The organism is Mesorhizobium sp. M0040 (assembly GCF_040323505.1).
Taxonomy (GTDB): Bacteria; Pseudomonadota; Alphaproteobacteria; order Rhizobiales; family Rhizobiaceae; genus Mesorhizobium.
This window is the reverse complement of the sequence record NZ_JAMYVA010000020.1, coordinates 69,808-90,596: the sequence shown is the minus strand read 5'-3', so window position 1 is coordinate 90,596 and position 20,789 is coordinate 69,808. Positions and strand designations below refer to the sequence as shown.

Genomic DNA, 20,789 nt, shown 5'->3' with positions numbered 1-20,789 from the left:
TCCCAATCTGCAATCTCCCGCGCTCTCAAATGCGGGCAGATTGGCAAGGCAGGAGCGACATTCCTACTTTGCCAGATCCGGACATTTTAACTTAGCTGCTACAAGGCGTAGTCGCATAAGATAGATTATGGAACTAGTTGGCCGATTGGATGTGACGTGAAGATAGCACCTCGCGAGATCCAACTCGGGAACCCAGGCGGTAAAAACTTAGTCTTTCACGCTGATTCGTAAGGGATTTCGATTGTCATGCCGTCATAAGCAGGCTCGACGTTGGCCGGCGTCTCGGCCATTACCGTAGCGTAGTCGAGTGGCACATGCATATGCGTCAGCACCGCGTTCTTCGGCGCCAGTCTTTCGATCCAGCCAAGCGCCTGGCCAAGCGACAGATGGCTCGGATGGACGGTGTATTGCAGCGCGTCGATGACCAGCATGTCCAGCCCGCGCAAACGCTTGGCGGTCGCCTCCGGAAAGTCGCTGACGTCAGGGCAATAGGCCAGCCCGCCGATGCGGAAACCCAGCGAGGTGATGTCGCCATGGAGCTGCAGCAGCGGTTCGAGGGTGAGGGCGCCGCCCTCGCCTGCGATCACCACCGGCCTGTGGTGGTCGATGATATGGGCGTTGACGATCGGCGGATACGAACTGCCTTTCGGTGTTTCGAAACAGTAGCGGAACGCCTCGCGTAGGCGCAGCATGGTAGCCTGATCCGCATGGATGTCGATCCGGTGGCGCTGCTCGAGCACGAAGCCGCGCAAATCGTCGATGCCGTGGATATGGTCGGCATGCGGATGTGTATAGACCACCGCATCGATGCGCTTGACCGATGCCAGCAGCATCTGCTCGCGGAAATCCGGGCCGGTGTCGATGACGACCGTGGTCCGGGCGCCACTCGCCGCGATCCGCTCGACGAGCGCTGCGGTGCGCGTGCGCCGGTTCCGGGGGTTCGCGGGATCACAATTGCCCCAGTCGCCGGTGATGCGTGGCGTGCCCGGCGATGAGCCGCAGCCGAGGACGGTAAGACGTAACCGGTCGCTCATGCGTCAGGCGCCCGGCGCGCTCGGGCGCGGCATTTTCCTGAACAGCCGGAAGAAATTATCCGTGGTGATATTAGCGATCTCGGCCTCGCTGAAGCCGATCGTCTCGGCCAGCACCTTGGCTGTATGCGCGACATAGGCGGGCTCATTACGCTTGCCGCGAAACGGGATCGGCGCAAGGTATGGCGCGTCGGTTTCGACCAGCAGACGGTCGCGCGGCACATCGGCGGCGACGGCGCGCAGCTCGGCGGAGTTCTTGAAGGTCAGGATGCCGGAAAACGAGACGTAGCCGCCGAGCGCCACGCCGATCTCGGCCAGCCGGCGCGCCGACGAAAAACAGTGCAGGATGAAGGGGAAGGCACCCTTCCCCGTTTCTTCTTCGAGGATATCAGCCATGTCGTCGTCGGCGTCGCGCGAATGGATGACCAGCGGCAGACCGGTCACGCGCGCCGCGGCGATGTGGGTGCGAAAGCCCTGCGCCTGTGCGTCGCGCGGCGCATGATCGTAGAAATAGTCGAGTCCGGCCTCGCCGATCGCCACCACTTTGCGATGAGCAGAGAGCCGCACCAGATCATCGACAGTGACGTCAAGCTCTTCGGCCGCATTATGCGGATGGGTGCCGACCGAGCAATAGACCTCATCGAAAGTCTCTGCAATCTCAAGCACTTGGTTAAATCGCTTCACCCTCGTCGAGATCGTCACCATTCGGCCGATGCCGGCCGCTAGGGCGCGGGCGACAATGGCCGCCCGCTCTTCGGCGAAATCCGGAAAGTCGAGGTGGCAGTGACTGTCGACCAGCATCAGGCGTTCGCGTCCTGCTTTTCGTAACGCGGAAAGACCGCCTCCGGCGCGGGCAATGCCGTGCCGGGCACCAGCGCATAGTCGGCGTGGACATGCGCAAAGTCACGGTTGTCTGCCGGCACCGCCAGCAGGTCGAGCAGCTTAGCAGCCGACCCCGGAACAAAGGGCTGGCAGAGCAGCGTGACGCGCCGGACGACTTCGATCGTCGTCCACAGAACTGTCTTCATACGCTCTGGATCGCTTTTGCTTAGCGCCCAGGGTTGCTGAGAGGCGAAATAGCGGTCAGCTTCGGCCACCACTCCGAAGATCGCCGCCAGCGCCAAATGGATGCCCTGATCCGCCATTGCCTTTCGCGCGACGGCGAGTGCCCCCACCGCTTGGTCGAGGATGGCGCTGTCGGCTTCGGTCAGTTCGCCGCGCTTTGGCACCGCGCCGCTGCAGTTCTTGGCGATCATCTTCAGCGAGCGCTGCGCCAGATTGCCGAGGCCATTGGCAAGGTCGGCATTGGTGCGGTTGACGATCGCATCATGGCTGTAGCTGCCGTCCTGGCCGAACGGCACTTCGCGCAGCAAGAAATAGCGCACCTGGTCGAGGCCGTAGTGCTCGATCATCGCGAACGGGTCGATGACGTTGCCGACCGACTTCGACATTTTCTCGCCGCGGTTGAACAAAAAACCATGCGCGAACACGCGCTTCGGCAATTCGATGCCAGCCGACATCAGGAAAGCCGGCCAGTAGACCGCGTGGAAGCGGACGATGTCCTTGCCGATGACGTGCGCGTTTGCCGGCCAGAACGACCATCTCTCATTGGCCGGATCCGGATAGCCGGCGGCGGTGATGTAGTTGGTCAAGGCGTCGACCCAGACATACATCACATGCTTCTCGTCGCCCGGCACCGGGATGCCCCAGTCGAACGTGGTGCGCGAGATCGATAGGTCCTTCAGGCCGGACCTGACGAAGCTCATCACCTCATTGCGCCTCTCGGCAGGACCGACGAAATCGGGCTGGTTTTCGTAAAGTGCAAGGAGCCTGTCCTGATAAGCCGACAGCCGGAAGAAGTAGCTCTCTTCCTCGACCCATTCGACCGGCGTCGCCTGCGGCCCATAGCGGACATTGTCGGCACGCACCTCGGTCTCTTCTTCGCCGTAATAGGCTTCGTCACGCACCGAGTACCAGCCGGCATAGCCGCCTTTATAGACGTCGCCATTGGCGGCCATCGCCTTCCAGATCGCCTGCGAGGCCTTGTAGTGCCGCTTTTCCGTGGTGCGGATGAAATCGTCGTTGGAGGCATCGAGCGCGACGGCCATGCGCTCGAAATCGGCCGAGTTGCGGTCTGCCAGCTCGCGCGCTGAAATACCTTCTCTCTTCGCCGTCTGCAGCATCTTGATGCCGTGCTCGTCGGTGCCGGTGAGAAAGAGCACGTCCTTACCGTCGAGCCGCTGGAAGCGGGCCAGCGCGTCGGTGGCAATCAACTCGTAGGCATGGCCGATATGCGGTTTGCCGTTCGGATAGGAAATAGCCGTCGTGACGTAGTATTTTTCGCGTGCCATGGATGAGCCGTCATGAATGTCTGAATGAAAGATGTCGCGGTGAGATATCGCATCGAAACGGCAATTGCCATCCGACGCCAATGTGGTGGCTTCGAAGTTCCTGCGATTGATTGGGATCAATACTCAGGGGCTTCAAAGCCACGCCAGCGGCCGTCACATTCGCATTGCAGAATTCAGGCGGTCGATCATGGTCAGGGCGTGCTGCTTTTTGTCGAGATTGTAGGTCTCGGTTTCAGATATAGCGTTCAAAGCCTCGTGCCAAGTATCCGACAGCGTTTTGGCCCGCGCGAGATCGCCGGCGAGCGCGGCCTGGCTGGCGCCGGCCGACAGCAGATCAAGCGCGCGGCGATTGAATATCTCGAACGGGATTGCCTGGTCGCGGCCGGCGACCGCCTCGGCAAGACGGTAGGCGCCTGCGACATCTATCTTCTTGGACATCACCAGGGCGTCGAGGGTGGCGGCGATTTCGAGCCCTCCATACTGCGTCAACAGGATCGCATTGCGCGCGCTGCCCCCTGCCCGCTCCGCCAGCGCCGCGCGCGCCCCAGGATCCTCCGGTGGCGGCGGCTCGATGCCTTCCAGAACCGTCATCAAGCTCTCGGCATCGAGCGGCGCCAACCGCACCATCTGGCAGCGCGACCGGATCGTCGGCAGCAGACTGCCCGGCGCATGGACGATGAGGATGAACAAGGTGCGCGCGGGTGGCTCTTCAAGATTCTTCAGCAAGGCATTGGCAGCATTGGTGTTCATGTCGTCGGCGGGATCGACGATAACCACCCGGTAGCTGCCGTCGTGCGAGGTCAGCGACAGAAAACGGCTGACCTTGCGGATTTCGTCGACCGTGACCACTGTCTTGAAGCTCTTGGTCTTGTCGTTCGCCGGGCGTGTAAGATGCAGCACCGAAGGATGCGCGCCGGTGGCGATCTGTCGAAACAGCGACGAAGCCGGATCTGGAACGGCAAGGCTTTCCGGCGCCTGCTCGAAGGCCGGGTGCTTCAACAGATGATGCGCCAGGTGAAAGGCCAGCGTCGCCTTGCCGATGCCAACCGGTCCGGCAAAGATCAGTGCGTGCGGCAGCTTTCCCGAGCGGTAAGCGGTGGCGAGCATGTTGGCCGCCTGCAGGTGACCGACAAGACGCGGCGTCTCGGATGGCTCGGGCACCCCGTCCAGCGTATCGTGCTGTTCGGGCGCGATGCGTTCGAAAATCATGCTGGCGCCGCCTGCCTTCTTTGCGCCGGCATCATCCTCTCGAGAGCCGCGAAGACCGCGGCGGTAACGACATCCTCCACCGCATCTAGGTCGGCTGAGGCATCGACGACAACGCAGCGTTCGGGTTCAGCTGAGGCGATCGCGAGAAACGCCTCGCGCCGGCGTTGGTGGATGGCCAATGTTTCTTTCTCGAAGCGGTCCGGTCCGTCACTGCTGCCCCGCCGGGCGGTAGCGCGCCTCAGGCCCTCGGCGGGGTCGATGTCGAAGATCAGTGTCATGTCCGGCACCATGCCGTTGATGGCGACCTTCTCCAATGCGTCCATGAATGCCGGGTCGAGGCCGCCGGTGACGCCCTGGTAGACGCGCGAGGAATCCATGAAACGATCGCAAAGCACGACCGAACCGCGCTCGACTGCCGGCCGGATGACCTGTTCGACATGGTCGGAACGCGCAGCGGCGAAAAGCAGCGCTTCCATCTTGGGGCCGAACGGCTCGGCTGCGCCTGAAAGCAGGACATGCCTGACCGCCTCCGCGCCCGGCGAGCCACCCGGCTCACGTGTCACCAGCACATCGTATTTCTTGGCGCGCATCTTCTTTGCCAGCCGCTCGATCTGCGTCGACTTGCCTGCTCCTTCGCCGCCTTCAAAAGTGATGAAAAATCCGCGCGCCAAAGCCTTTGTCCATACTTCGGGGACCGTATAGTCCCGGCGGGAAAAAAGGTCCACCGCGACGGTGCTAACGCAGCCAGCCGACGGCCAGTTCCTTGGCGGCATCGAGCGCGCGCTGCGGCAGCGAACCGACACCGATCGACTCGGCGGCAAACAGCGGCGTCTCCTGGCTCAGCGTATCGCCGATCCAGACGCGCAGCGTACCCACCGGCTGCCCCTCCTCCACCGGCGCTGCCACCGGTCCGTCATAGACGATCCTGGCGGTGAGCTTGTCGCGGTTGGTGATCGGCAGGAAGATCTGCACCGGTCCTTTTGCCTTTAATGCGACACCGGACTTGGCGCCGCCAAAGACCTGGGCTTCGCCAACCACTTCGTCCTTGGCGAATACTTCAGTCTTCTCGAAGGAGCGAACGCCCCAGTCGAGCAGCTTTCGCGCTTCCTCAGCACGCTCACGGTCGTTTGCCAGGCCGCTCATCGCCGCGATCACCCTTGTGCCGTTGTGGCTGACCGAGCCAACAATGCCGAACCCGGATTGCTCGCTGGCACCGACCGCGAGCCCGTCGGCGCCTATGTCCATGCCCAGTAGCGGATTGCGGTTCCTCTGGGAAATCTTGTTCCAGGTAAAATCCTTCTGGCCGTAATAGCGGTAGAGATCCGGGTAGTTGCGCCAGATATGCAGCGCCAGAAGCGCGAGTTCGCGAACGCTCGTTTGCTGCCCATCGGCCGGCAGACCGGTGGAATTGACGAAAGTCGATTTCTGCAAGCCGATCTGGCGGGCACGCTCGGTCATCTGCGCCGCGAAGTTTGCTTCGGACCCGGCCATCCCTTCAGCGATGACGATACAGCCGTCATTGGCCGCCTGCACGGTCACGCCCTGGATCAGGTCTTCCAGCCGGATCGTCGACTTGAGCTTGGCGAACATGGTCGATGTCCCCGAAGGAGCGCCGCCTTTGCGCCAGGCGTTCTCGCTCACCACGAAGGTATCATCGAGCGTCATGCGCCCTGATTTGATGGCGTCGAAAACCACTTCCATCGTCATCAGCTTGGCCAGCGAGGCCGGCGGGATCAACCTGTCGGCGTCCTTGGAAAACAGCACGGTTCCGGTTTCGGCATCGATCATGAAGGCCTGCGCGGCCTTGGTCTCGAAAAGCTGAGCTGAGGCCTGCGCAAGCGAGAGCAGCAGCAGGCCGAGCGCCATAAGCCCGGTGAAAGGGTGAAAAGATTTCATCAGGTTCGACCAGTGAGCCGGCGCTTTTGCAAGTTGGCAGAAGCTATCAGGCTTTTGCCTGGCGGATCAATCGCGCGCGAAAAAACCAGGCAGCCCCGAGCTCAGTTGCGTACAGCAAGCGCATCCGGCGCACCATGCGACCACGCTGCCTGCAGCATCTCGTCCAGGCTGCCACGACCATCGGCAAAGAGGTTGACCGAGTACCAGTCCTTGCCTTCAAGTTCCGAGCGCTGGATTTCGGTCTTGCCGAAGCTGGAAAGCTGGGCAGCCACACGCTCCGCTTCGGCGGCATTCTCGAACGAACCCGCCGCGACATAGTCCGTGGGCGACCCGGTTGGAGGAGCTTGCCGCTTCCACGATTGAAGAATTTCGGCGGGCGACATGCCGGCGCCATCCAGCCCGGCAAACGCGTTGGAGGCGCGTTGCACGCGCTCGTCCGCATAAGACAGCGACGCCACGGTGAACGGCGATTGCGCCGGCAGGTTGATCTCCGGGCGCTCCGGCACGATCGGGCCGAAATCGGGCAGTACAATGTCTCCCAAAGCAGATGCTTGCACTGCCATGACAGGCCCTGCATCGGATCCCTGCCCGGAATTCGTCAGCTGACCAGGGAACGGCACGGCAGCAGCGCTCACCGGCAGGCTTGGCGACGGCCCATTCATCGCGACCATGACGCCGCTGGGCAGACCGTCCGACGGATCCGGCGCCCTGTTGCCTGGACGATACGAAGCCACCAGATACTGCCCGTCATTGCCTTCGAGCGGCGCACGGCCGACATATTCAACCTTCACCTCGGCCGTACCGACATTGGCATAATCGAGCATTTCAGCAGCGCGCTTCGACACATCGATGATGCGTCCATCATGATAGGGCCCGCGGTCGTTGACGCGCACGATCACCGAGCTGCCGGTCTTCATGTTGGTGACCCGCGCATAGCTCGGCAGCGGCATGGTCGGATGCGCCGCCGTCAGATCTGCCATGTCGTAGACTTCGCCGTTGGCGGTCAACCGGCCGTGGAAGGCCTCACCGTACCAGGATGCGAGGCCAACCTTGGCGTAACGTTTGTCTTCCTTCGGATAATACCACTTGCCGCGCACCTGATAGGGCTTGCCGAGCTGGTCGCGTCCGCGAGACGTCTTGAACATGACGCGCGGGCTGGCTTTTACGCCGTATTCGGCTTCAGAAAAATATTCCTTGGAGCGAGGTTTCTTGTTGACCATCGCCTTTTGCTGCGGCCCGGCACATGCTGCAAGAAAGGCTGCCGACAAGGCAAACAGCGCGAAAGCGGAAGCGCGACGAAGACGCGGGCGCGCCGTGGTCTGCATATTTTGATTGTCCCCTATAGCATCGACGAAGGCACCGCAGCATGAACGTCAGCGATGCCAAAGCACCCACTCCAGAAACGCCGGCGACGCCCTACCCCAATCCTTTTTGTGCGCAGGAATTGTTTATCACCGTATTAACCGATTGTGGTCGGAACCGGGCGAGATTGTGGCACGGACCGCCTCGCTGATCGGCATGAAAATCATCGCTTATCGATCAGAAACGCCGTTCGTGGCGCACTTTGCCCCTGGCTTGGCGTGTCTGCGAGCGCAGATTCAGGGACCGAATATCACAAGTTCGGTGAACGTCAGATCTCCAGGTGCGGGTGGTCTGGGACCTTTGAAGTATTTCAGCCCCTTGTTGGGGCGGTACCATCCCACCAAGCCTGGAATCGGCTCCTTGGCGTCGACAAAGCAAACCAGGATTCCGCTTCGCAAGAGAAAGCGCCCCATCGCACCGGCGCAGCGGCTCAAATCCGCAAGCGAGCGGCAATAGATGACCTGATGGCACTGGATAACACCGTGCAACATTCGGCGCCGCATCAATACCAGGGGGAACGCTGCTCCAACGCAGATGCAGATCAACGACAGGCAGCCCAGCGCGGCGTGTTCCGAGAGTATGTATCTCTCACTCTCGGGCAGCATCGCCAATTCCGGAAGATCGGGACGCACTTCGACCACGCGACATGACCGCTGCGTCAAACTTAAAGCCGGCAAGAAGGTAAATTGTCCGCTGGAGAAGAGCCGAAAGCCTAGCGCCCGGTTGGCTTTCAATGTCGCTTGTGCCGGCGAAATGTTCGTGTAGGTCACGTCCTTCCGCTTGAGAACCGCCGCAACCAACATGGCGCCATAGGGACGGAAATCTGCATCGACTGACCAGCTTGAAAGATTGCAGCGGATTTCGTCGCCCTCTGGCCCCTGGTAGCGAGCATAAAGGGTGAGCACAACGCCGACGATCCGACCGGCATGCTCCAAAACAAAGCCATATCGTGGGAACTCGGCAACCGCAGGACGCTGCGACAAACGGGTCAGAGCGTGTATCCAGTAACTCCGGTTACGCGCCGGAAAGCCCCTGCACAGGCAATCAACCACTCCCTCCCAGTCGGTTTCGCGGATTGGTCTACAGCGAAGACCGGGCGGGAGAGCGCCAAGTACGGCCAAAATCAACTCCAGAATACGATTTACTTACATGTGCCTAATGCGCTCCACATATCAGCGCTCAACGATTAATAGTCCGTGCGGGTTTTAAAAACGATTTTCCACACTCAGCACAAACACAGCTCGCCATGACGCTGCTCACCGTCCTGGATCGCGCCGAAAGGTGCGGCCGCCACGGTTGACTTGGCGTTGAATGCGGCTTTACAGGAATGGAGCGCGAACCGGTCGGGGAACGTCCTGGTGCCAATCCGGTACCGACAGCTCGAACCCGCTCCTCTCGCGATATCCTAAGTGATTGAAAATCACCTTGGAGGGATGGCCGAGCGGTTTAAGGCACCGGTCTTGAAAACCGGCGTGGGTGCAAGCCCACCGTGGGTTCGAATCCCACTCCCTCCGCCATATCCGTCCAATTTCTTCAATCCTGCAGGCATGACGTCGAGTTTTCCGCTCGTCGGATTCTCGACTGCCTGGGTTTAACAGGCCGGTCCGCTTCGGGGAGAACCGCCGCTCTGCCTTATGCAGCGCACCACCTCTCGCGTCGCTGAAATGCGACAGGTGCTGATCGTGGCAACGATACCAAAGTACCGGTGATACTATTGCGTAATCAACAACCTGCCACAAAGCGAAGACTGTCACCCGCCGCGCAGCCGCGCTTCGTCGGGTTGATTTCTCCGCCCGAATATGGTGCTTCTCCCGCCCATGAATAAACTATTTTCTGCGGTCCTCGCATGGACGATAGTGGCTTGGCCGGCCAGCGCAATGGACAGCGCATTGCGCGCCGGCCTGCTGAAACTCGATCCGCAAACCCGGCTGGAGCAGCGATGCGACGCCGAAATTCTCGACCGGATTACCCGCGACGACCACAAATACAAAGCCGATCGTGTCGTCGCCTACGCTTTTGCGACGCCCGAAATGGGCGCCGATGCGATCAAGAGCCCGGGTGCTGCGTTTCGCAGCAAGGGACAGTGGTACCGGCTGAAATTCAAATGCGAAACAGCGCCGGACCATATGGAAGTCCTGCAGCTCCGCTACCGGATCGGTGATGAAATTCCGGAAAGCGACTGGCCCAAATACAATCTCTATAACTAGGCATTCGCGACCTGTGGCCGCATTTTGCCGGTGTTCGGGCCGATCGTCGCAAACTCTGTATATTGCCGCAATAACGGGCGGTTTGCCGACCTTGTTCCAACCAGTCCCTTGACGCGCGGGAACCATACACGTTAGGCCCTCCAGGCATTCGACGCGAACGGTCGGCCAACCAGCAAGGGACTTCCAGTCGATGGAAATTTTCACTGCCGCGGGCTTCTCTGCCCTGCTCCAGGTCATCGCCATCGACCTCGTGCTTGCAGGCGATAACGCCATCGTCATCGGCTTGGCCGCGGCGGGCTTGCCGGTCGAGCAGCGCAAGAGAGCGATTCTCATCGGCGTGGTGGCGGCGACGGTGCTGCGTATCGGTTTTGCTGCGATCACCGTCACCCTGTTACAGATTGTCGGTCTGCTGCTGGCCGGCGGCATCTTGCTGCTGTGGGTGTGCTGGAAGATGTATCGCGAGCTGCGCACGTCGTATGCCGACGAGGTGGAGGCGACCGAAGCGCTGTCCAATTCCGATATCAACAGCGATGATATGGTGGCCGGCAAGGCGCGCAAGAAGACCTTGGGTCAGGCGGCATTGCAGATCGTCATCGCCGACGTGTCGATGTCGCTCGACAACGTACTGGCGGTCGCCGGCGCGGCGCGCGATCACTTCCAGGTGCTGGTGATAGGCCTCGTCCTGTCGATCGCGCTGATGGGCCTTGCCGCGAGCTTCATCGCCAAGCTGCTGCACCGCCATCGCTGGATCGCCTATATCGGCCTTTTGATCATCTTCTATGTCGCACTCGATATGATCTACCGGGGCGCGGTGGAAGTCTTGCCGCATGTCAGCAGTGCGGTGAGCTGACACGCCGACTCGAATTCTCATCGGTCGGCCTTTCAGCTTCGGCGAGCCTTCGGCGACGCTGGCGGTTGCGTTTCGCCGCAGCCGCTGCCCATACCAATGCCGCGACAAGTGTGATACTGCGCCGCCACTCCTGAAAATCCGGAAAAGCTTAGATGTCCGCCCCTCGCGTCAGTTTCGTCAGCCTTGGATGCCCGAAAGCCCTTGTGGATTCGGAGCGCATTATCACCCGCCTGCGCGCCGAAGGCTACGAGATCGCCCGCAAGCACGACGGCGCCGACCTGGTCGTCGTCAACACCTGTGGCTTCCTCGATTCGGCTCGCGATGAATCGCTCAACGCCATCGGCTCCGCACTTTCGGAGAATGGCAAAGTTATCGTCACCGGCTGCCTCGGCGCCGAGCCGGACGTCATCCGTGAAAGACATCCGAACGTCCTCGCCATCACCGGACCACAAGCTTATGAAAGCGTGATGGCGGCGGTGCATGAGGCTGCCCCCCCGAGCCATGATCCCCACATCGACCTTTTGCCGCCGCAAGGGGTCAAGCTCACGCCGCGCCACTATGCGTATCTCAAGATTTCGGAAGGCTGCAACAACCGCTGCACCTTCTGCATCATCCCGGCGCTGCGTGGCGACCTCGTATCGCGGCCGGCGGCCGACGTGTTGCGCGAAGCCGAGAAGCTGGCCAAGGCCGGGGTCAAGGAGATCCTCGTCATCTCGCAGGATACCAGCGCCTACGGCATCGATATCAAATACCAGACCAGCATGTTCGGCGATCGCGAAGTGCGGGCGAAATTCCTCGATCTATCGGAAGAACTGGGCAAGCTCGGTGTCTGGGTGCGCATGCACTATGTCTATCCCTACCCGCATGTCGCAGACGTCATCCCACTGATGGCCGAAGGCAAGATCGTTCCCTATCTCGACATTCCGTTCCAGCACGCCTCGCCGCAGGTGCTGAAGAACATGCGCCGGCCCGCTCATGGCGAAAAGACGCTCGAGCGTATTCGCGGCTGGCGCGACATCTGCCCGGACCTTGCCATCCGCTCCACCTTCATCGTCGGCTTCCCCGGCGAGACGGATGACGATTTCGAGATGCTGCTCGACTGGCTGGACGAGGCCAAGATCGACCGCGCCGGCTGTTTCAAATACGAGCCGGTCAGAGGCGCCCGCTCCAACGAGCTCGGCCTCGAGCAAGTGCCGCAGGAGATCAAGGAAGCCCGCTGGCACCGCTTCATGCAGCGCCAGCAGAAGATTTCGGCAACGCAGCTCACCAAGAAAATTGGCAAGCGACTGCCGGTCCTGATCGACGAGGCGCATGGCAATTCGGCCAAGGGCCGGACCAAATACGACGCGCCCGAAATCGACGGTTCGGTCCATATCCAGTCGCGGCGGCCACTGCGCCCGGGCGACATCGTCACGGTCAAGGTCGAGCGCGCCGACGCTTACGACCTTTGCGGCTCAGCAGTCTGATATTCCGTCCAAAATGAAAAGGGCGCCGCGTGGCGCCCTTTCGTTCGATATGTTTCCGACCGCCTACTGCGGCAGCTTGTCGTCGACGCCCTTCACGTAGAAATTCATGCCGAGCAACGTGGCGTCGTCGGCGACCTCGCCCTCCTTCAGCCAAGGTGTGCCGTCCTGCTTGGCGATCGGCCCGGTGAAGGGGTTCCAGCCGTCGGCGATCCTCTTGGTGGTGGCTTCGGCCATCGCCTTGACGTCGTCGGGCATGTTGGTGAACGGCGCCAGCTTGACGGCGCCGTCCTTAATGCCGAGCCAGACATTGTCGGGCTTCCAGGTGCCGTCGAGCGCCGCCTGGACGCGGCTGATGTAGTAGGGACCCCACTCGTCGGTCAGCGAGGTCAGCTGCGCGTGCGGCGCGAACTTGATCATGTCGGAGGACTGCCCGAAGCCGTGCAGCTTGCGCTCCTCCGCCACCTGCAAGGCAGCGGTCGAGTCGGTGTGCTGGACGATGATATCGGCGCCCTGGTCGAACAATGCCTTGGCAGCATCGGCCTCCTTGCCCGGATCGAACCAGGAGTTCACCCACACGATCTTCGCCTTGAAGTTCGGGTTGATCGACTGTGCGCCGAGCATAAAGGAATTTATGCCCATCACCACTTCCGGGATCGGGAAGGAAACGATGTAGCCGGCGACGCCCGACTTCGATTGCTTGGCGGCGATCTGGCCAAGCACGTAGCGGCCTTCATAGAAACGCGCATTGTAGATGCCGAGATTTTCGGCCGTCTTGTAGCCGGTGGCGTGCTCGAACATCACCTTGGGGAATTTCTTGGCGATCTTCACTTCCGGGTCCATGAAGCCGAAGGACGTGCCGAAAATGATCTTGCATCCCTCGCGCGCCAGGCGCTCGAAGGCGCGGTCGGCATCGGGGCCTTCGGAGACGTTTTCGAGATAGGCGGTCTCGACCTTGTCGCCGAGTGCCTTTTCCACCTCGAGGCGGCCTTGGTCGTGCTGGTAGGAGTAGCCGAAATCGCCGATCGGGCCGGTGTAGACCCAGCACGCCTTCAGCTTGTCCGCCGCCCCGGCTGAGGCCGCCAGCGACAATGCGGCCGTCGTCGCCATCAGGGCAATAAGCAGTTTTTTCATTGTGTTACCTCTCTGAGTTAAGCCTTGGAGCTTCCGTCTTTTTGTTGTCAACGATCCGGAACGAATGGCTGGCCCAAGGAGGCCGGCGTGTTCATCATCGTCAAACGCTTGTTGCGCGAGATTAGAACGAGAACCACGACGGTTGCCAGATAGGGCAGCGAAGAAAGCAGTTGCGAGGGAAACGATTTTAAGAACGCAATTAACTTGTAGAGCAACCAGGGCGCGTCGACGAAGTCCTGCAGATTTATGGCTTGGACGTGAAGCTGGCCAACCCAGATCGCGCCGAAAATATAGGCGCCGGCCAGCACCCGCCATGGCCGCCAGGAGGCGAAGACGACCAGAGCCAGCGCGATCCAGCCGCGGCCGGCGGTCATGTTCTCCACCCATTGCGGTGTGTAGACCAGCGATAGGTGACCGCCGGCGAGGCCGGCACAAGCGCCGCCGAAAATCACTGAGAGATAGCGGTAGCGGATGACGTGGATGCCAAGCGCATGGGCGGAGGCATGGCTGTCGCCGATCGAGCGCAGCGTGAGCCCGGTGCGGGTCTTGAACAGGAACCACATGACGGCGGCGGTCAGCGCGATCGAGATGTAGAAGATTGGATCCTGGCCGAACAGCAGCCTGCCAACGACCGGGATTGCGGTCAGGCCGGGAATATCGAGGTTTGGCAGCCTTTCGCCGGGCTGGCCGACAAAATTCGTTCCCATCATGCCGGAAAGGCCGAGGCCGAGCAGTGTCAGCGACAGGCCGGTGGCCACCTGATTGGTGGCCAGCGACAGCGTCATGACGGCGAACAGCAGTGAGAACACTGCCCCCATGGTGACTGCCGCCAACAGCCCTATCCAAGGCGAGCCGGTGAGATAGCCGGCGCCGAAACCGCCGACGGCACCCATGATCATCATTCCTTCGACGCCGAGATTGAGCACACCCGAACGTTCGACCACCAGTTCGCCGATCGCCGCGATCAGCAGCGGCGTCGCCGCCGTCGCGATGGTCAAGAGGATGTTGACGGTGATGTCCATCAGCGGGCTTCCTCCAGCTTCGGCCCCGCCTCGAGCTTCGGCGCGGAAAAGCCGGTCAGGCGAATGCGGTAATGGATGAGCGTGTCGCAGCCGAGCACGAAGAACAAAAGCATGCCCTGGAACACGCGCGCCACCTTGTCGGAGATGCCGAGCGCGCTTTGCACTGCCTCGCCGCCCAGATAGGTCAGCGCCAGTACAAGGCCTGCGGCGACGATGCCGAGCGGATTGAGCCGGCCGAGAAATGCCACGATGATAGCGGTAAATCCGTAGCCGGGCGAGATCACCGGCTGCAATTGTCCGATGGCTCCCGAGACCTCCGAAATCCCTGCAAGTCCGGCCAGTGCGCCCGACAGCAGGAAGGCAAAGAAGACCATGCGGTTAAGGCCAAACCCGGCGAAGCGCCCTGCCCTCGGACTTGAGCCGAGCACGCGGACCTCGAAGCCTTTCAGCATACGGCTCATCAGGATCCAGATCAGTATCGCCGCGATCAGCGCGAAGACAAATCCCCAGTTTGCCCGGCCGGATTCCGGGAGGAGTTCCGGCAGTATGGCCGAGTCGTTGAACTGGATGGTCTGCGGGAAACCGTGGCCCTGCGGATCGCGCCACGGCCCGCGTACGAGCCAATCGAGGAAGAGCTGGGCGACATAGACCAGCATCAGGCTGGTCAGGATCTCGTTGGTGTTGAAGCGCGTCTTCAGCAGTGCCGGGATTGCAGCATAGGCGGCCCCACCGACCATGCCGAGCAGAAGCGTCAGCGGCAGCACCAATGGGCCTTCGAACTGCGGAAACAGCACGGGGATGATCGAGCCGACAATGCCGCCCAGGATGAACTGGCCTTCGGCGCCGATGTTCCAGATGTTGGCCTTGTAGCAGACCGACAGTCCGACCGCGATCAGGATCAGGGGGGCGGCCTTGATCGCCAGCTCATGCAGCTGCCAGACCTGGCTGATCGGTTCGATGAAGTAGATGCGGAACGCAGTCAACGGGTTGACGCCGAGCAGCGCGAACATGATGGCACCGGCAATGATCGTCAAAACGAAAGCGATGAAAGGCGAGAGTGCCGAAAACAGCATCGAGCGCTGCGGGCGTTTTACAAGTTCGAGGCGCATCAGGCCGTCTCCAGCGTATGTTCGGCATGACCGGGTTCGGCGCCGCCCATCAGCAGCCCGATTTTCTCGAATGTCGCTTCAGCTATCGGCAGCGGCTTCGACAGTTCGCCATTGTGCATGACCGTGATCGCATCGGAAATCTCGAACAGCTCGTCGAGGTCTTGGCTGATCACCAGCACCGCCGAGCCGCTGCGCGCCAGTTCGATCAGTGCCTGGCGGATGTGGGCCGCCGCACCCGCGTCGACCCCCCAGGTCGGCTGATTGACCACCAAGACGCTAGGCCGGCGGTCGAGTTCGCGGCCAACGATGAATTTCTGCAGATTGCCGCCCGAAAGAGCCGCAGCCTCCGGATCCGGCGCGCTCTTGCGCACGTCCATTGCCTTTATGATGCGCTGGGCAGCGGTATGGATCGCATCGCCCTTGACCATTCCACCGGCGCCGACAAACATCTTGCCATCGGTGGCGTGGCGCGACAGAAGCAGGTTCTCCGAAAGCTTCATGCGCGGTGCTGCGCCATGGCCGAGCCGCTCTTCCGGGACGAAGGCAGCGCCCATCAGACGCCTGCCGGTGATGGTGAGGCCGCCGGCATCCTTGCCGCGGATGCGGACCGAGCCGGCATCCTGCTGCAGCACCTCGCCGGAAACGGATTCGAAGAATTCGCCCTGGCCGTTGCCGGCCACACCGGCAATGCCGATCACCTCGCCGGCGCGGACCTCGAGATTGATGTTCCTGAGCGGGATTGAGAACGGGGTCGCCGGCTTGCGGGTGAGTTCGCGGATTTGAAGCAGCACCGGCGCGGTCTCGATACCCTCGGCCGGCGCCCGCACCACGGCCAGCACCTCGTTGCCGACCATCATCCGCGCCAACGAAGACGCGGTTTCCTGGCGCGGATTGCAATGGCCGACCACCTTGCCGTGACGCAGAACGGTGGCGCGGTCGCAGATCCGTTTGACCTCTTCCAGCCGGTGCGAAATGTAGAGGATGGACTTTCCTTCCGAACGCAGCCGTTCGAGCGTCTCGAACAACTTATCGGCCTCCTGCGGCGTCAGCACCGAAGTTGGTTCGTCGAGGATGATAAGTTGCGGCGTCTGCAGCAGGCAGCGGATGATTTCGATACGCTGACGCTCGCCGACCGACAGATCACCGACCAGCGATAGCGGATCGAGAGGCAGGCCGTAACTGTAGGAGAGCGCCCTCGCCTTGGCCGCGATCGTGCTGATCGGCGAGCCGTCATCCAGCGACAGCGCGATGTTCTCAGCCGCCGTCAGCGCTTCGAACAGGGAAAAATGCTGGAAAACCATGCCGATGCCGAGCTTTTTTGCGGTGCCGGGGCTGGTGATCCTGACCGCCTGGCCATTCCAGAAAATCTCGCCGGAATTCGGTTCCAGCGATCCAAACAGCATTTTCACCAGGGTCGACTTGCCGGCGCCGTTTTCGCCAAGCAACGCATGGATCTCGCCCTTGGCGATGTTGAGATCGACATGGTCGCACGCCGTCAACGTGCCGAATATCTTTGTGAGGCCGCGAACCTCAAGCAGGTTTGCGCCGTCCTGATCTGCACTCACGGTGCCTCCATCTGGTTTGCCAGACATGTTCTGTGTTCCCGCAAGCATCGTATGCGCGGGCTGCTCTCTACGGTAAGCGCCTCACGACTTGAAAGAGCTTCAAGAATTTCAGCGGAAACTCAAGCGGTAAAGAGCAGTTCGCAAGAACGGCGGCGTCGGCGGCCCGAAACTGCCGCGCCTAAGGGATAAGTATTGTTGTCCCGGTGGTCCGGCGCCCTTCGAGATCGGAATGCGCCTTGCCGGCCTCGCTGAGCGCGTAACGCTGGTTTATCTTGATCTTGACGGCGCCGCTGAGCACCACGTCGAACAAGGCGGCGGCGGAAACCTCGAGGTCTTCGCGCCTGGCATTATAGACGAACAGCGTCGGCCGCGTTGCGAACAGCGAGCCCTTCTGCGCCAGCAACGAGATGCTGAAGGGCGGGATCGGCCCAGACGATTGACCGAAGCTGACGAAAGTGCCGAGCGGCCGCAGGCAATCGAGCGAGGCTGGAAATGTGTCGTTGCCGACTGAATCGTAGACAACGTCGCATTTCTTGCCACCGGTGATAGCGGCAACGCCGGCCACGAAATCCTGTTCGCGATAGTTGATCACGTGGTCGAAGCCATGCGCCTTGGCGAGCTCGATCTTGTCGGTGGAACTCGCCGTGCCGATCACTGTCGCGCCGAGATGCTTGGCCCATTGGCCGAGGATCAGCCCGACACCGCCGGCCGCCGCATGAAACAGGATCGTGTCGCCGGCTTTCACCTTGAATGTACGGCGCAACAGATATTCGGCGGTCATGCCCTTTAGCATCATGGCTGCGGCCTGTTCGTCGCTGATGCCGTCCGGCACCTTCACCACGCGGTCGGCGGCGATCACGCGCTGCCCGGCATAGGCGCCGGTCGTCACGGCGTAGGCGATGCGATCGCCGGGTTTGAGCCAGTCGACATCCGAGCCGACATCCAAGACCACGCCGGCCGCCTCGCCGCCAGGGATCAGCGGAAATCCGCCCTGCGGCGGATAAAGGCCAGAGCGATAATAGACGTCGATGAAATTGAGACCGATCGCGGTATGCTTGACCAGGATCTGTCCAGAGCCCGGCTGCCCGGGATCGGCATCCTCATAGGTCAGGACCTCCGGGCCGCCATGGGCATGGATGCGGATCGCTTTGGACATTTTCTGGCTCTCTTGGGATCAGGCTTTCTTATCCGGCTTGGCGCCGAGATTTGGGAAGAACTGCATGATAGCGCCGATGCAGGCGAGGTAAAGCCCGGTGAACGTAATCCCGAACTTGATGAAATCGCTGACCTGCTCGCCCAGCACGCCGATCTGGTCGTAGAAGGAGGCAAGTGCGGCCTGCGCCAGCGCCAGCGCGCCGAAAGCGCACCAAAGCAGCGTCATGCCGAGATTGATTGGCCGCAGCCGCTTCACCCGCACCGGATGGATGAAATTGATCGGCACGAAGGTGAGAATGCCGGCCACCACGACCACGGCGAAAGAAACCCATTGTCCGGGCTCGATGACGAACAGCGTGAACACCACCATGTTCCAGACGACCGGAAAGCCCTTGAAGAAATTCTCCTTCGTCTTCATGCCGGTATCGGCATAGTAGATTGCGCTCGACACCACGATGATCGCCGCCGACAGGAACGACAGGCGCTCGCCCATGAAACCGCGCTGATAGAGCGCGAAGGCCGGAATTAGCACGTAGGTCACGTAATCGATGATGTTGTCGAGCAGTTCGCCCGACCAAGTCGGCAGGATTTCCTTGACATCGAGCTTCCTGGCGATCGGCCCGTCGATGCCGTCGACGAAAAGCGCCAGCCCCAGCCACCAGAACATCGCCGTCCAGCGCTGCTCGCTTGCTGCCACTAGCGACAGAAACGCCAGGAATGAGCCCGACGCGGTCAAGAGATGGACCGAGAACGCCCGCGCCTGAGGCCATGTGACTTTCTTCTTCGGCCGCGGAATCCGGTCGGCGATTTTCCTGGCCGTCGTCTTCTTGCTCACGGGCCCCGCCAGTCCAGCTTGCAGATTTCGGCCGAACGGCCAGCAAAGTTCCAGTTGCGGCCAAAGGCCCGCATTTTGCTCTTGTCGGATTTGGCGACGATGATTTCCGGCGCAATCCAGTATTCCGAATTGCTGATGACCGTATCCTTGTCGCGATCCTTGCCGGTGATTGGCGTCACCGCACCGTCGATGATCTTCGGTATCTGAAAGATGCGTGTTTTCTCACGCGTCTCGTAGGTGATCGGCACCTGCTCGGCACCGAGGAACTGTCCGACCAGGATGGAGAGCAGCGATGTGGTTCCACCGGCCTTGCCGGTGAATATCTTCGTCAGTCCCTTCACAGCGTAAACCGAGGCGCGCTTGTCGATGAACAGGCCCGCCGTCCAGTTGCCGCGGCTCATATAACCGGGGATTTCCATGACCAGCCCAAGATTGAGGCCGGACAGGTCGACCTCGCCGAAATGGCCGGCATCGATCTGGAACCCCGCCCAGGTTTGGCAATAGCCTTCCGTAGGCGGATGATTGCCGAGCGACAGAACGCAAGGGCAAAAAACCGTGCAATTGCAGGAAAGGATGAGCTCTCCCTTCATTGCCCAGTTTTGATCTGTCATCGAATTCTCCCCCCTCATGCCGAGACTACTAGTAGCGCGGCTGCCCAGACAAGCAGTATCGCACCGCCCAACCGCGTCGGCAGATTGCCTGCCGTCTGTTTTTCGACCAGGCTGAACAAGCCGATCAGCGCCATCCAGAACACGTTCATCACACCGACGGCAAACATTACCAGCATCAGCGCCCAGCAGCATCCAAGGCACCACAGGCCCTGCTCCATACCGAGCCGGAAAATGCGAATGGGCCTGGCGCTCCAGTTGGCGAACAGGACCGAGAACGGATTTCTGCACTTCTCCAGACAGGCTTCCTTCAGCCAGCTGAACTGATAGAGACCAGCGATCGACAGCGCGGCTGCTCCGGCAATTCCAAGCAGCGGATCGAGCATCTGCCCGGATGACACGAATGCATGGACTGCGAGCGTCAGGGCAGCGAATATTGCCGAAGCGGCAAGCCAGACGCTCAAATATCCAGCGACAAGGATCAACGGATGGGCAACGGGTTCCCCCTTGATCCTGGCGGTATCTGCGATCTCGCAATAGGTGCGGATCATCGGCGCCGCGGAGGGCAGCATGGTCGCGATGGCCATCAACAGCCACATCGCGGTGAGTGCCCCGCCTTGCGCGCCTACGCTTGCGCGAAGGGGCGCCGGCGCAAGGCAAAGGGCGAAGAAACGCGCAAGGAAATCCGGCAGCGGCAGTTGCGGCAGGTTCCCCAGCATCGTGTCGCCGGGTGCATCGGTGCCCGGGAGCCGGCTTACGGCACCACGAACTGCCATTGCGCCGAGAAGGAGCCAGGCAAGGGCGATGCCCATGCCGGCAACGACGCTCACCGTCAGTCGAGGGCTGCGCGCAACGCTCGCCATCGCGCGGCCGGTGCCGTCGAGGTGGCTGAAATCGTCTTGTTGGCCGGTCATGGCAACCGAATGGGCCGAATCGCCGCGTTGATCAAGCCGCATCACCTGACCTATATGGACCAGCAGGTCGGACGGGCC

The 20,789-nt window shown here is 61.3% G+C and carries 19 protein-coding genes and 1 tRNA gene; 4 read left to right on the top strand and 16 right to left on the bottom strand.

Translation table 11 applies throughout. The features are described from left to right. Window positions 1–215: 215 nt before the first annotated feature. From NKJ91_RS18825 to NKJ91_RS18790, 8 genes are all read right to left on the bottom strand, one after another. Window positions 216–1,034 (bottom strand): MBL fold metallo-hydrolase, encoded by an 819-nt coding sequence (locus NKJ91_RS18825; RefSeq protein ID WP_023675062.1) that lies wholly within the window; start codon window positions 1,032–1,034, stop codon window positions 216–218. 3 nt (window positions 1,035–1,037) lie between these two features. Then, window positions 1,038–1,832 carry a TatD family hydrolase gene (locus NKJ91_RS18820; RefSeq protein ID WP_352456774.1) on the bottom strand — a complete coding sequence of 265 codons (795 nt, stop codon included), beginning with the start codon at window positions 1,830–1,832 and terminating at the stop codon, window positions 1,038–1,040. Then, entirely contained in the window at window positions 1,832–3,382 is a 1,551-nt protein-coding gene (gene metG / locus NKJ91_RS18815) for a methionine--tRNA ligase (RefSeq protein ID WP_352456773.1), read from the bottom strand. The genes NKJ91_RS18820 and metG overlap by 1 nt, the downstream gene beginning before the upstream one ends. A 153-nt stretch (window positions 3,383–3,535) precedes the next feature. Beyond that, window positions 3,536–4,591, bottom strand: coding sequence for a DNA polymerase III subunit delta' (locus NKJ91_RS18810; RefSeq protein ID WP_352448922.1), 1,056 nt, complete (start codon window positions 4,589–4,591; stop codon window positions 3,536–3,538). Next, on the bottom strand, window positions 4,588–5,262 hold the full coding sequence (gene tmk, locus NKJ91_RS18805; protein WP_352448921.1) for a dTMP kinase: 675 nt from the start codon (window positions 5,260–5,262) through the stop codon (window positions 4,588–4,590). Before tmk ends, NKJ91_RS18810 begins: the two co-directional genes overlap by 4 nt. Before the next feature lie 64 nt (window positions 5,263–5,326). Continuing rightward, entirely contained in the window at window positions 5,327–6,457 is a 1,131-nt protein-coding gene (locus NKJ91_RS18800) for a D-alanyl-D-alanine carboxypeptidase family protein (protein WP_352456778.1), read from the bottom strand. A gap of 131 nt (window positions 6,458–6,588) precedes the next feature. Further along, window positions 6,589–7,812 (bottom strand): septal ring lytic transglycosylase RlpA family protein, encoded by a 1,224-nt coding sequence (locus NKJ91_RS18795; protein ID WP_352456772.1) that lies wholly within the window; start codon window positions 7,810–7,812, stop codon window positions 6,589–6,591. Window positions 7,813–8,085: 273 nt separating this feature from the next. Further along, window positions 8,086–8,970: a GNAT family N-acetyltransferase gene (locus NKJ91_RS18790; RefSeq protein WP_352456771.1), complete on the bottom strand. Its 885-nt coding sequence runs from the start codon at window positions 8,968–8,970 to the stop codon at window positions 8,086–8,088. A gap of 306 nt (window positions 8,971–9,276) precedes the next feature. On the opposite strand from NKJ91_RS18790, the gene NKJ91_RS18785 reads away from it, so the two are divergent. The 4 genes from NKJ91_RS18785 to rimO all read left to right on the top strand — a co-directional run bounded on the left by NKJ91_RS18785 (window position 9,277) and on the right by rimO (window position 12,372). Then, window positions 9,277–9,366, top strand: a tRNA-Ser gene (locus NKJ91_RS18785). Between the two features lie 282 nt (window positions 9,367–9,648). Then, a complete protein-coding gene (locus tag NKJ91_RS18780; RefSeq protein ID WP_352456770.1) occupies window positions 9,649–10,056 on the top strand; it encodes a DUF930 domain-containing protein in 408 nt (135 codons plus the stop codon). Between the two features lie 190 nt (window positions 10,057–10,246). Beyond that, on the top strand, window positions 10,247–10,906 hold the full coding sequence (locus NKJ91_RS18775; RefSeq protein WP_023675054.1) for a TerC family protein: 660 nt from the start codon (window positions 10,247–10,249) through the stop codon (window positions 10,904–10,906). A gap of 152 nt (window positions 10,907–11,058) precedes the next feature. Beyond that, window positions 11,059–12,372 carry a 30S ribosomal protein S12 methylthiotransferase RimO gene (gene rimO, locus NKJ91_RS18770; protein ID WP_352456769.1) on the top strand — a complete coding sequence of 438 codons (1,314 nt, stop codon included), beginning with the start codon at window positions 11,059–11,061 and terminating at the stop codon, window positions 12,370–12,372. A 63-nt stretch (window positions 12,373–12,435) separates the two neighbouring features. Here the strand turns inward: rimO and NKJ91_RS18765 are convergent, their stop codons facing one another. The 8 genes from NKJ91_RS18765 to NKJ91_RS18730 form a co-directional block, all read right to left on the bottom strand. After that, on the bottom strand, window positions 12,436–13,503 hold the full coding sequence (locus tag NKJ91_RS18765; protein WP_352456768.1) for a BMP family ABC transporter substrate-binding protein: 1,068 nt from the start codon (window positions 13,501–13,503) through the stop codon (window positions 12,436–12,438). A gap of 47 nt (window positions 13,504–13,550) precedes the next feature. Further along, window positions 13,551–14,525, bottom strand: coding sequence for an ABC transporter permease (locus NKJ91_RS18760; RefSeq protein WP_031211313.1), 975 nt, complete (start codon window positions 14,523–14,525; stop codon window positions 13,551–13,553). Further along, window positions 14,525–15,637, bottom strand: coding sequence for an ABC transporter permease (locus tag NKJ91_RS18755; RefSeq protein ID WP_352456777.1), 1,113 nt, complete (start codon window positions 15,635–15,637; stop codon window positions 14,525–14,527). The genes NKJ91_RS18760 and NKJ91_RS18755 overlap by 1 nt, the downstream gene beginning before the upstream one ends. Continuing rightward, complete coding sequence (locus tag NKJ91_RS18750) at window positions 15,634–17,226, bottom strand: ABC transporter ATP-binding protein (RefSeq protein ID WP_502893792.1); 1,593 nt, start codon at window positions 17,224–17,226, stop codon at window positions 15,634–15,636. Before NKJ91_RS18750 ends, NKJ91_RS18755 begins: the two co-directional genes overlap by 4 nt. A gap of 151 nt (window positions 17,227–17,377) precedes the next feature. Continuing rightward, the gene (locus tag NKJ91_RS18745) at window positions 17,378–18,355 is read right to left on the bottom strand and encodes a quinone oxidoreductase family protein (protein ID WP_352456767.1); all 978 of its coding nucleotides are present in this window, start codon (window positions 18,353–18,355) and stop codon (window positions 17,378–17,380) included. A gap of 18 nt (window positions 18,356–18,373) precedes the next feature. Continuing rightward, window positions 18,374–19,150 (bottom strand): phosphatidylcholine synthase, encoded by a 777-nt coding sequence (gene pcsA, locus NKJ91_RS18740; protein ID WP_502896505.1) that lies wholly within the window; start codon window positions 19,148–19,150, stop codon window positions 18,374–18,376. 35 nt (window positions 19,151–19,185) lie between these two features. Continuing rightward, entirely contained in the window at window positions 19,186–19,800 is a 615-nt protein-coding gene (locus NKJ91_RS18735; RefSeq protein WP_352456765.1) for a DUF1326 domain-containing protein, read from the bottom strand. Between the two features lie 14 nt (window positions 19,801–19,814). Further along, window positions 19,815–20,711 carry a DUF2182 domain-containing protein gene (locus NKJ91_RS18730; protein WP_352456764.1) on the bottom strand — a complete coding sequence of 299 codons (897 nt, stop codon included), beginning with the start codon at window positions 20,709–20,711 and terminating at the stop codon, window positions 19,815–19,817. Window positions 20,712–20,789 lie beyond the last annotated feature (78 nt).